Below are 11,003 nucleotides of genomic sequence, written 5' to 3'. Positions count from 1 at the left end.
CTTCATCCATGACTTCAAGCATGGCATCAGCGCGTTCTCCAACCATTCCATTCCGCTCCTATCGATGAAGGAGCTTATCTCGCGGCCTCATTCACAAAAGAAAAGGTGGGTTGTTCGTCGCGCTCACCAACAACGCCTGAAACTCGCTGAGAATGGACAGGATTGCGAAGCCGATCATGCGCCAGTTGTAAGATTGTTCGTGCCAAATACGAATGCATCTTGGTTACTCAAGGATATGCTGCCTGACGGTGATATGTGCTTCGGACTGTGTGATTTGGGTCTAGGTGAACCGGAACTCGGTTACGTAAGTTTGAAGGAACTCGAACAACTGCTGATATTCAAACGGTGGCGTGTTGAGCGCGATCTGCATTTCCAAACGGATTTGCCGTTGAGCACATGGACGAAAGTTGCTCGAATTGCTGGACGCATTATCGATCCTGAATGAAACGAAAATGGCCCAACTCTCGCAAGTCGGGCCATTTCCATGTGTGAAACAAATTTACTGACGTTCTTTAAGTGCCTGAATGTCGTTTGAATGTGTGGCAATCACTTTCAATATGGGATTCATTTCGTCACGAGGAACAAACTCCTCATCAACGATCTTCGCAATACGAAGCATGTTATTGCGTGTAACGTATGCAAGTCCTGCACCATAAACTGCAATTGCGCATGTGATGCAAAGCAATGCGTTATTCTGAATGAAGTCAATCATCAAAGCCCCCGACTGATACCAGTGCTATGCCAGTGGTCGAAGTAGTATGACGATTGCCAATGCGTATAAGAAAAAGTCTAGCATGTTAATCCCTCCGCTTGCTGCTATGCGCTCGGAATTAACACCGCGCAAGCAATCATGCAATATTATTTCTCTTGCTTTTCCTTTTCGCTCTGTAAGTTATTGTAAATTTCTTGTTTCAACGCATTTCGTTCATCCAAATTCAGATACTTTTTAATCCAACTTGCTACTTTTGCTATAATCGGAGCAATTACGTTTATTCCAGATCGTATTCCAAATTTCATAATCAGGTTCATTATCTGAACCAATAACTCTTTGATTGAATTCATTTCGATCACCTCCAGTTTGTTTGATATTTATCTGGAGAAACAAAAGCCCATTCGGGATGGCTTCGACCGAATGGGCTATCTCGCAATTTGGAGCGCTGTGCGAGTGGAGAGCAAAGGGGTAATGCCCTCAATTCTATTTATGCTGGTTGGCCTTATCTGCTTCTAGGGCGCTCAACCACTGCGGCAATGTTAGCGTGGTGTACTCGGTGCCATCACGAACCTCTACGGCGTTCTTTGATACTTTTCCGGGTCGTTTAGGAAATAAGATCAGATTATCCAACTGCCACGGTTTAGTTTCAATGAGACGAACGATCTTCATTCCGCTATTCGGCTTTGTGAGCAAATCGATTGCTTTGCATTCAACTGCATAAGAAAGCCATTCTTTGAAAGTTATGTTCCACGCTTCGTTTGCATCTAATGCTTTTCGTTTTGCAAAATAAAACTGACCTTCAATCTTTTTAACTTTATCCATGATTTTTCCAAATGAATATGGGGTCAGCCATTACGCTAACCCCATGCAATTTAACAAACGTATTTAACGGCGATCATCTAACTGTAAACGTATTGCCTTTATCTGTCATTATTCCATTGCCGATTGCTGTGATTGTTTCACCATTTGGCAAAACATCACCAACGCGAACAACCCATATCCCGTTTGTATCTCTGATAAATGCTTGCTGCTTGCTAATTTCGATCACGTCGAACTTTGGGGAAACGGTTATAACCATCAACTGATCTAGTTGCCGCTGTGCTGCTTCATTCTCTGCAATCGAATGTTTCTGCAACTCGTTAAACAAATAAGGAATGCCTGCTACAACTCCAATTGCAGCAGCACTGAAACCAATATGCTTTAGAATGCTCATGTGGCCCTCGCACAATGTTAATTTCCATTGTGCTATTGCCAGTGATTTCAAAGGGCGAGCGCTAATGCTCTGTTTTTATTAACTCTTTATTTGTCACTATTGCAGTAGTTGCGCAGTGACGCAAAATCAACCATTGGGGGCAATACCACATGAAGTCGTATGTTTTGGCTGCTTTTATAACCGCACTTTCAAGTCAGGCTGCTGTTGCTGAACCTATCATTCTTACTTGTAAAGGAACATTCGGAAAATCAGAACGCGAGATAGGATTAATTTATGATGGTCAAACCATTTATTTTGACGGATCCGCTTTTGAAACGCAGATACACAATAATATAACGATAAATTCTACGTCATATAGCGACAAATTTAGCACTAGCGCGCATAAGTCTCTAAGCATTGATCGAATAACAGGTATCTTTCATTTGCTTTATTTCGAGAATGCCGAGACGTTCTTCGACAAGACGCTACCGGCAATTAATATCAACGGTGTGAAGATGGTTAAAGCCGCGCAGTTCAACGGAATTTGCCGAAAATCTGACCTCTTACTATAGTGGGCTCCAAGTTGGAGTCGAAAAGATGTGCGGACGATTTAGCGAACTCTACACGTGGTCGGAAATCCACGCGATGTATAACCTCGTTCCCGCGACACCCAGGAATTTGCAGCCCCGATATAACGTTGCTCCGACAACAGACATTGGCGTGAATGGCTTGCAGAACCTCGACAGGACTTGCTCAAGCCTGCTAACGACAATCTGCTGCAAGCATGGAAAGTGTCACCGAACGTCAATTCGAGCCGCTATCAAGGCGACGATACGACTGTTCCGATCAAGACCGATCTACTGGACGGACTTTGAAACAATTACGCGCTGTTCCATCTGCGCGATTGCCACTTTCATTGCTGCTTTCAGGCTTTCAGTCGGGCAGTTCGATATAAACCGCATCTGCTCATCGCCATCGGTGTTCTTGTCGAAAACCATCAATGCAAAACCTGCTTGCGGGAATAAGTTTTCCAGCACTTTAGCGAATGCTTGCATATTCTCCGCATATGCTGCTGCTGTTTTCGTCTTGTCCATTTCGTGCTCCTTTTCCGGTCGTTTTATTGCCAACCATCCAAAGAGCAACCGCAGATTTTCCACGTTCAAGGCAACGTTGTGTATTAAAATCAATAGGTTATGCAGGTTGCAAAAAATAGCATAATACAATAAACAAGGAACCTTGTTTTTTTACCAAGCTCATTAAGAATCACTAATATACCGGACGTGCTCCGGCTGTCGGTCTCCCCTCTTCGGGACGCCCGCCAAACAAAAAGCGCGGGACAGAACCCGCGCTTTGCTGAAATTGCTCATGGAGTGATCAGGCGGCAGCACTGCCCTCGGATGAGATCACGTCGATAATGTCGTTGACGACCTTTTCCACCAGACCGCGGTCGTCGCCTTCCGCCATGACGCGGATGAGCGGTTCGGTGCCGGACGGGCGGATTACCAAACGGCCCTGACCGCCAAGGCGCTCGGTTGCCTCAATGATTGCGCTTTTCACGCGCTTGTTCTCCAGCGGCTTGCCGCCAGCGGTGCGAACATTCTTGAGAAGCTGCGGCACCGGATCGAACTTGCGGCAGACTTCGCTGATGGGCCTGCCCTGCTCCTGCGCGACGGCAAGAATCTGCAAGGCCGAAATCAAGCCGTCACCCGTCGTCGCGAAATCGGACAGGACGATATGGCCGGACTGCTCGCCGCCGACATTGAAACCGTGCTCGCGCATATGCTCGACCACATAGCGGTCGCCCACCTTGGTGCGGGCCAGCGTCAGGTGACGGTCGGCAAGGAAGCGCTCGAGGCCGAGATTGGACATGACGGTCGCCACGATGCCGCCGCCTTCAAGCCGGTCGCTCGCCGCCCAGCTTTCGGCGATGACGGCCATCAACTGGTCGCCGTCGATGACCGTGCCGTTTTCATCGACCAGCAGCACACGGTCCGCATCACCATCGAGCGCAATGCCGACATCGGCGCGCACTTCATGAACCTTTTTCATCAAACCAATCGGATGCGTCGAACCGCAATCCTCGTTGATGTTGATGCCGTTCGGCTCGTTGTTGATGGTGATGACCTCCGCGCCCAGTTCCCACAGCGCAGCAGGCGCAACCTTGTAGCCCGCGCCATTGGCGCAATCGACCACGACGCGCAGACCGTTCAGGTCGATATTGCGCGGCAGCGTGCGCTTGGCGAATTCGATATAGCGATAGATATCACCATCGACGCGCTTGGCGCGACCGACATCGCCATGGCTGGCGAGATATGGAGAGAGATCGCCGTCGATCATCGCCTCGATCTTCAATTCGATCTCGTCGGAAAGCTTGTATCCGTCTGGGCCGAAAAGCTTGATGCCGTTGTCGTAGAACGGGTTGTGCGATGCCGAGATCATCACGCCGATATCGGCGCGCAGCGAGCGGCAAAGCATCGCAACGGCAGGCGTCGGGATCGGGCCAAGCAGGAAAACATCCATGCCTGCGGCAGTGAAACCGGCCACCAGCGCGTTTTCCAGCATGTAGCCCGAACGGCGCGTATCCTTGCCGATCACGACGCGCGAAGCCTGACCCTTGCGGCGGAAGATGTGACCCACCGCCATGCCGACTTTCATGGCGACTTCCGGGGTCATCGGAAAGCTGTTGGCCTGTCCGCGAATGCCATCGGTTCCAAAATATTTGCGTGCCATCTGTTTCGCCTTGCGCTGAGCCATGAACTGCTCTCTGTCTTCAAATATATGCCGCCCAAAATGATCGGCGAGCAATGGCTGCCGGTTGGCCAGGCAGCAGATTTTCGCTGTTCTTAACGCGAAAACCTTCACAAATGCAATTTCGTCTTTGGCGGCAAGTTCGTCCTTCCCCCGTCCAAAGTCGTAAGCTGGTGCAGTATGATGCGCCGAAATCCTTAACGAGCCTTTGCGACAAGCCCCATAAAGCCGGATAACAGAAAGCCGGGACTAGCCCGGCTTTCTGCATTTCTTTTCAAGCAGCTTATTGCGGCTGCGGCTCCATACCCGGTTCGCTGCCAGGCTCACTGCCCTTGCGCTTGCGCGGGCTGCCAGCCTTCGGCACACCAGAACCGCGCGACGGCGTATCGCTACCCTGATCGCGCGACGGCTTGTTGCCCGCGATCAGTTCCTTGATCTCGTCGCCGGAGAGCGTTTCATATTCGAGCAGTCCTTCGGCAAGCGCGATCCAGTCCTTCTTCTTCTTGGTCAGGATGCGGGTCGCTTCGGCATAGGCCTCATCGATCAGGCGACGCACTTCGGCATCAATGATCTGCGCGGTTTCTTCCGAAATGTTCTGCGTGCGGGAAACCGAATGGCCGAGGAAGACTTCTTCCTGATTGTCGCCATAGGCCACGCGGCCGAGCTTGTCCGAATAGCCCCATTGCGTAACCATGGAACGGGCGAGCTTGGTGGCCTGCTGGATATCGGAGGAAGCACCGGAGGTGATGTTTTCCTTACCGAATTTCAGCTCTTCGGCCACACGACCGCCCATCATGATGGCAAGGCGCGACACCATCCAGGTATAGGTGGCCGAGTAACGGTCGCCTTCCGGAAGCTGCATCACCATGCCGAGCGCACGGCCGCGCGGAATGATGGTTGCCTTGTGAACCGGGTCTGCCTTCGGCACGTTGAGCGCAACGATGGCATGGCCTGCCTCGTGATAGGCCGTATTGGCCTTTTCTTCCTGAGTCATGGCGGAGCGGCGTTCCGCACCCATCATGATCTTGTCCTTGGCGTCCTCGAATTCCTGCATGGTCACGAGGCGCTTGTTGCGGCGCGCGGCCATTAGGGCGGCTTCGTTGACGAGGTTGGCGAGATCGGCACCGGAGAAGCCCGGCGTGCCGCGTGCGACAACCTTGAGATCGACATTGGGTGCAAGCGGCACGTTGCGCACATGCACTTTGAGAATCTGTTCACGGCCGACGATATCCGGGTTCGGCACCACGACCTGACGGTCGAAACGGCCCGGACGCAGCAGCGCGGGATCGAGAACGTCGGGACGGTTGGTCGCCGCGATCAGGATGATCGATTCGTTGGCTTCAAAGCCGTCCATCTCGACCAGAAGCTGGTTGAGCGTCTGTTCGCGTTCGTCATTGCCGCCGCCGAGACCGGCGCCGCGATGACGGCCGACTGCGTCGATTTCGTCGATGAAGATGATGCAGGGCGCATTCTTCTTGGCCTGCTCGAACATGTCGCGGACGCGGCTCGCACCGACGCCGACGAACATTTCAACAAAGTCCGAACCGGAAATCGTGAAGAACGGCACATTGGCTTCGCCCGCAACCGAACGCGCCAGAAGCGTCTTACCGGTGCCGGGAGGGCCAACGAGCAGAACGCCACGCGGAATCTTGCCGCCCAGACGCTGGAATTTTTGCGGATCGCGCAGGAATTCGACGATTTCCTCAAGGTCCTGCTTGGCTTCGTCCACGCCAGCGACGTCCTGGAAGGTCACGCGGCCATGCGCTTCGGTGAGAAGCTTGGCCTTGGACTTGCCGAAGCCCATCGCGCCCCGCGAGCCACCCTGCATCTGGCGCATGAAGAAAATCCACACGCCGAGGATCAGGATCATCGGCAGCCACGACAGGAGAATGCCGATCAGCGAGCTGGAGCCATCCGTTTCCGGGCGTGCGGTGATCGCGACACCCTTGTCTTCAAGGCGCGAAACGAGACCCGTATCGCCCGGCGAATAGGTCTGGAAGGTCGAACCGTTGTCAGCAAATGTACCGGTGATCCGCTGGCCGGTGATCGTCACCGATTTTACGCGACCGTTGGATACGTCGTCTATAAATTGCGAATAGGAAACTTCACGGGAATTGGAGCGCTGACCTGGGCTTTGGAACAGGTTGAACAGCGCGATCAAAAGAAGAGCAATGATCGCCCAGAGGGCGAAGTTGCGATAGTTCGGATTCATATCGGGTCCAATCGATACCACGGCCATTCCGCGGGCACGGAACGATGTTTCGGTCTAACATAGGATCGAAGGATGGCCTTGCCAAGGCGCGTTTGCCCCCGCATCCTCGATTCTTCGCACTCTGGTTTATAAAAAGAGCATTTCCAACCAAAGTGCGAAGCGTCTACGCGGGGAAATCAGTTCACTGGACTGATTTTTCATCCCGCTTCGATTCGGCGCAGACGCGCCCGATGCGAGCTTCAACAGCCATTGCAAGATCGAAATCATGCCCCGGCAACACGTGATCGAAGATCGCAAAATGCCGTTCGACACGAATGTCTTTCGGAAAATCCCCTTCCCGCCGGAAAGGCAGGGCATAAAGCCTGCCATCCCTGTAAAGGGCGGGCGAAACCAGCAGGGCCTCACGTTTACGGGATTCTATCTCGATGTTCTGCGCCTTCAGGAAATCGGCGAGTTCCTGCCGTCCCGGTGCAGCGAGCTCGAAATCAATTGAGCCTTCATTCAAGAAACGGAAGCGTCCATCCCAGACGATTGGCTTGCCCGGCTCCAGATGGAGCTTGGGGAGATTGCGCTTTTCGCGAAGAAACCGATGCGGCGAGCCGTCCGCGCCGCGCTCGATCAGCGCGCCGAACACAGTCAGGCGATGATTGTCATCCTCTCCCGAAAGAACCCGTTCGATGCGTGAGCGCTCGCTGTTGCCCGGCAGGAAACGGCGTCCGCCCGCAATCGCCGCCAGCAATCCGGCGAACAGTCGCCTGGCGTTGTCGGGAAGCGCGGCGCAAAGCTGCGGATCGACCAGCAAAGCTCCGTTCGCATCGATGCGCAGGCTCGCCGGGTCGGCGAGTGCGGCAATCAGAACGGCATTGTCCCGCTCGCGCGCGGCTCCGGCCTCGGCAATCTGGTCGAGCACCGCCTGTCTGTCCGCCTTCGCCGCGACGCCCAGACGAACCCGTGGCCGTTCATAGTCCGTATTGGCATTGCTGGGATCATCGATCCAGCCGATGCTCCTGTCCCGCAACTCCTCCCGCAAGACCTGCCGGGAAATGGAAAGCAACGGGCGGTCGAGTTCGACCGATCCCACCCGCCCGAGGCCGCCCAGTAACGAGCGCGATGACATGGCGGCAAGCCCCCTTGCTTCGGCATGGGCGCTGCGCTCCCTGCGCATCAGAAAGGTTTCGATCTGGTCGTCCTGCGTATGGCCGGTGACGATGAAGGCAGCGCCTGCCTCCTGCGCCGCCTGCGACAACAGGCGATAACGCGCCGTGCGCGCAGCCGCGGCAAGTCCGCTCGTCGGTTTCGCCTCATCCCAGGTGAGAATACGGTGCTCGATCCCGTAATCCCGGCAAAGCCGACCGACATTTTCTGCCTCGGCCCTGGATTCTGCGCGCAATTGATGATCCACCGTCACGGCGATCAGCCGGGGCGGGTCCTTGAGCATGGCCATGTAATCCCGGAGGAGAAAAAGCAGGCCGAGAGAATCGCTGCCGCCTGACACGGCGGCAATCACGGCCCTGGCCTGCTCAAATCCGAATGGCTCGAATAATTTGAAAATATTGCTTGGGCTAAGCCCCACGAATTAACTCCGCCATTAGAGCATTTTCAGCAAAAGCGTGAAACGGTTTTGCATTAAATAATGCGATAAAACAAATAGTTAGAGCGGTTCGACGGCTGTGTTCTAACGGGAACCGCTCTAGCACTTTGCGCGCGTGCGCTCATCGGCAACGCGCTTCAATATGGCAGGCGCCGCCTTGGGGTAGCGTTCCGGTATCTGCGCGAAGGTCGCGCAGGCAACATCGCGATTATCCATTTTTTCCAGCGTCATGCCGAGCTTGAACATGTTTTCCGGCGCGCGCTTCGAATCGGGATAATCGCGCTGCGTATCGATGAACACCGTGGCGGCTTCCGGATAACGGCCCTGACCGTAAAGCGATTCTCCAAGCCAGAAGCGTGCTTCAGCCGTGCTGGGATCAGCCGGATAGCGCTTCACATGCTCGCGGAAGCCGGTTTCAGCTGCCTTGTAGTCGCCCGACATCAGATATTGATAGGATGCCTGATAGAGCGAACCGGGATTATCGTCGGTCGGAAGCGATGCAACCGCATCGCCTGCTGCCGTTCCGCCTGGGGCGGTTCCCGGTGCTGCGCCCGGCTGTACCGTGCGCGGCGTGGCGTCGAGTGTCTCGCCGATTACATTGCCACTGGCGTCGAAGCGGATGGAGCCCAGCGTTTGCGGCGGCTCGCCACGTGCCGGTCCGCCCTGTGCGGGCGCATTCGAACCAATAGCCATGGAATCGGCGCCAGACGACTGGCTGGCCGCAGCCTGCGTGGAAGCGTCATATCCGCCATTCTGCGGGGCGCTTCCGGAAACCCCGCCATCGAGGTTTCCGTTGCTGCCCTGATCGGAACCGGCAGCGGCCAGCGACGTGTCGCCGCCAGCCTGCTGAATTTCCGTATCGGCGCGTTTCCCGGTTTCCAGAAACTGGAAGCGGGTTTCGTTTGCTTCCTGCATCTTCTGCATCTGATCCTGCATTTCGAGGATCTGGAAGTTCATGGCTTCCGCCCGCGCGCTCAACGCATCGGCAATCGCGGCCGCGTTACCGACGCCCTGTGCGCAGAGATCGGCGCCCGGCGATGCTGCAGCGGGCGCAGGCTGAGCCGCGCTGCTCGAAGCAGGCGAGGTTACGCCATTCTTCTTTTCCAGTTCTTCAAACCGGAATTCATTGTCTTCCTGCGTCTTTTGCAGCTGATTGTCGGTGAACGAAATCTGGGCGTCCACATCCTCGACCTTGCCGGTCAGGTTGCGCACCAGTTCCTGCTGCAAGCCGGGGCTCTGATAGCCGCCGCCCTGCCCGCTGCCGCCACCATTGTCCCGCATCGCTTCGTCGAGAATGGCCGTCGAGCCGATGCTGACGCGATGCTGTGAACCCCCGCGCCCCTTTTCCAATGCCTGGAAACGCACTTCATTGTCGCGCTGGATTTTCAGCATCTTGTCGCGAAGCTGCAAGATGCGCGCATAGGACTGGGCATTTTGATGTGCCAGATTGCAGACCTGCTGCGAAAACTGATCTCCGCCGGGAGCACCTGCCTGCGCGAGCTGAATTTCCCCTTGCGAAGAAACAGATGCCGCCAGAGCCGGAGCACTCGCCAAAAGCGGCAGCATGGCAATTGCCAGCGTCACTTTCCTCATTGGTTTCCTCATTCCCTTTGCCCCTGCAAATTCACCCATCCAATTCACGCGAACCGGATGATCGAGTGCCGCGCCTGAACAGACGCTGAATGCGTTTGCCGCACGATCAGCTCCGCTTTTAGAGCATTTCCAGCAAAAGTGCGAAGCGGTTTTGCGCCGCAAAATGCGAAAAGCGAAGGCTTCCTGGCGCTCACTATGACAGGGGTGACTTCGGCCAAAGTTTGTCGAAACGCCCAAACAATCGGCCTAAAACGAAAAAAGCGGCCCGAAAGCCGCTTTTCCGTAACACTATCTGATATTGGCAGATCAGCTCCCCGCACCGTTGAGAACGGTAACGGCGCGGCGGTTCTGCGACCAGCACGAGTCGGCATCGCAAACTGCGACCGGACGTTCATTGCCGTAGGAGATGGTGCGCATACGGTTGGTCGGCACGCCGCGCGAAGCGAGGAAGTCGCGGGTGGCGGCTGCACGGCGCTGGCCGAGAGCGAGGTTGTATTCACGCGTACCGCGTTCGTCGGCATGGCCTTCGATCGTGATCGAGTACTGCGGATAACGCTGCAGCCACTGGGCCTGCTTGGAAAGCGTCTGCTGTGCATCGGCGCGGATCAGCGAAGAATCGAGATCGAAGAAGATGCGATCGCCGACATTGACCGTGAAGTCCTGTGCGGAACCTGGCGTTGCGGCGCCTGCACCGAGACCCAGATCACCGGCATTGTTCGGAAGGTTCTTCTTGGACGCACAGCCAGCAACGGCGAGCGACATGAAAAGGGCGATAGCGATCGGGCTACGTGCAATCGACTGGATACGGCGCATGGGCCGGAGCTCCTTAAGATTTGATGTTCCTGCGTAACCATCCAATAATCATATTGAGGTTAAGACAGGCTCAAGAAGTATGGTTAATATTTTCTTGCTGCCTCAGCCCTTGGGGGCAAAATACGGCAGAAACACGGCTTTC

General features: G+C 54.9%; 12 protein-coding genes. 2 read left to right on the top strand and 10 right to left on the bottom strand.

Going from position 1 to position 11,003, the window contains the following annotated elements:
• Positions 1-445 (top strand): DUF2958 domain-containing protein (locus tag ABWW28_RS18145; protein WP_353391659.1); only part of this gene is annotated, 445 nt, incomplete at its 5' end.
• Between the two features lie 54 nt (positions 446-499).
• Here ABWW28_RS18145 and ABWW28_RS18140 read toward each other — a convergent pair.
• The 4 genes from ABWW28_RS18140 to ABWW28_RS18125 form a co-directional block, all read right to left on the bottom strand.
• The gene (locus tag ABWW28_RS18140) at positions 500-712 is read right to left on the bottom strand and encodes a hypothetical protein (RefSeq protein ID WP_353391657.1); all 213 of its coding nucleotides are present in this window, start codon (positions 710-712) and stop codon (positions 500-502) included.
• A 146-nt stretch (positions 713-858) separates the two neighbouring features.
• On the bottom strand, positions 859-1,062 hold the full coding sequence (locus tag ABWW28_RS18135) for a hypothetical protein (RefSeq protein WP_353391655.1): 204 nt from the start codon (positions 1,060-1,062) through the stop codon (positions 859-861).
• Positions 1,063-1,195: 133 nt separating this feature from the next.
• Entirely contained in the window at positions 1,196-1,534 is a 339-nt protein-coding gene (locus ABWW28_RS18130; RefSeq protein ID WP_353391654.1) for a hypothetical protein, read from the bottom strand.
• Between the two features lie 73 nt (positions 1,535-1,607).
• Entirely contained in the window at positions 1,608-1,925 is a 318-nt protein-coding gene (locus tag ABWW28_RS18125) for a hypothetical protein (protein WP_353391652.1), read from the bottom strand.
• Between the two features lie 149 nt (positions 1,926-2,074).
• On the opposite strand from ABWW28_RS18125, the gene ABWW28_RS18120 reads away from it, so the two are divergent.
• Entirely contained in the window at positions 2,075-2,476 is a 402-nt protein-coding gene (locus tag ABWW28_RS18120; RefSeq protein ID WP_353391650.1) for a hypothetical protein, read from the top strand.
• A gap of 285 nt (positions 2,477-2,761) precedes the next feature.
• On the opposite strand, the gene ABWW28_RS18115 is transcribed toward ABWW28_RS18120, so the two are convergent.
• From ABWW28_RS18115 to pal, 6 genes are all read right to left on the bottom strand, one after another.
• Positions 2,762-2,998 (bottom strand): hypothetical protein, encoded by a 237-nt coding sequence (locus ABWW28_RS18115; RefSeq protein WP_353391649.1) that lies wholly within the window; start codon positions 2,996-2,998, stop codon positions 2,762-2,764.
• Positions 2,999-3,278: 280 nt separating this feature from the next.
• Positions 3,279-4,634, bottom strand: a complete 1,356-nt coding sequence (glmM, locus tag ABWW28_RS18110) for a phosphoglucosamine mutase (RefSeq protein ID WP_006473329.1) — start codon at positions 4,632-4,634, stop codon at positions 3,279-3,281.
• Positions 4,635-4,935: 301 nt separating this feature from the next.
• The gene (ftsH, locus tag ABWW28_RS18105; RefSeq protein ID WP_006473328.1) at positions 4,936-6,864 is read right to left on the bottom strand and encodes an ATP-dependent zinc metalloprotease FtsH; all 1,929 of its coding nucleotides are present in this window, start codon (positions 6,862-6,864) and stop codon (positions 4,936-4,938) included.
• A gap of 181 nt (positions 6,865-7,045) precedes the next feature.
• Positions 7,046-8,437 (bottom strand): tRNA lysidine(34) synthetase TilS, encoded by a 1,392-nt coding sequence (gene tilS, locus ABWW28_RS18100; protein ID WP_021587992.1) that lies wholly within the window; start codon positions 8,435-8,437, stop codon positions 7,046-7,048.
• A gap of 117 nt (positions 8,438-8,554) precedes the next feature.
• Positions 8,555-10,060, bottom strand: coding sequence for a tol-pal system protein YbgF (ybgF, locus tag ABWW28_RS18095; RefSeq protein WP_036593157.1), 1,506 nt, complete (start codon positions 10,058-10,060; stop codon positions 8,555-8,557).
• Positions 10,061-10,354: 294 nt separating this feature from the next.
• On the bottom strand, positions 10,355-10,861 hold the full coding sequence (gene pal / locus ABWW28_RS18090; protein ID WP_006473326.1) for a peptidoglycan-associated lipoprotein Pal: 507 nt from the start codon (positions 10,859-10,861) through the stop codon (positions 10,355-10,357).
• Positions 10,862-11,003: the final 142 nt, after the last annotated feature.

Source organism: Brucella sp. NBRC 14130, from assembly GCF_040371715.1.
Classification (GTDB): Bacteria; Pseudomonadota; Alphaproteobacteria; order Rhizobiales; family Rhizobiaceae; genus Brucella; species Brucella intermedia.
This window is presented reverse-complemented; position numbering and strand designations above follow the sequence as displayed.

Coding starts and splice junctions, on each gene's coding strand:
- ftsH (WP_006473328.1), bottom strand. CDS start 6,864: ATGAATCCGAACTATCGCAACTTCGCCCTCTGGGCGATCATTGCTCTT.
- glmM (WP_006473329.1), bottom strand. CDS start 4,634: ATGGCACGCAAATATTTTGGAACCGATGGCATTCGCGGACAGGCCAAC.
- ABWW28_RS18120 (WP_353391650.1), top strand. CDS start 2,075: ATGAAGTCGTATGTTTTGGCTGCTTTTATAACCGCACTTTCAAGTCAG.
- pal (WP_006473326.1), bottom strand. CDS start 10,861: ATGCGCCGTATCCAGTCGATTGCACGTAGCCCGATCGCTATCGCCCTT.
- ABWW28_RS18115 (WP_353391649.1), bottom strand. CDS start 2,998: ATGGACAAGACGAAAACAGCAGCAGCATATGCGGAGAATATGCAAGCA.
- ABWW28_RS18130 (WP_353391654.1), bottom strand. CDS start 1,534: ATGGATAAAGTTAAAAAGATTGAAGGTCAGTTTTATTTTGCAAAACGA.
- ABWW28_RS18140 (WP_353391657.1), bottom strand. CDS start 712: ATGATTGACTTCATTCAGAATAACGCATTGCTTTGCATCACATGCGCA.
- ybgF (WP_036593157.1), bottom strand. CDS start 10,060: ATGAGGAAACCAATGAGGAAAGTGACGCTGGCAATTGCCATGCTGCCG.
- ABWW28_RS18125 (WP_353391652.1), bottom strand. CDS start 1,925: ATGAGCATTCTAAAGCATATTGGTTTCAGTGCTGCTGCAATTGGAGTT.
- ABWW28_RS18135 (WP_353391655.1), bottom strand. CDS start 1,062: ATGAATTCAATCAAAGAGTTATTGGTTCAGATAATGAACCTGATTATG.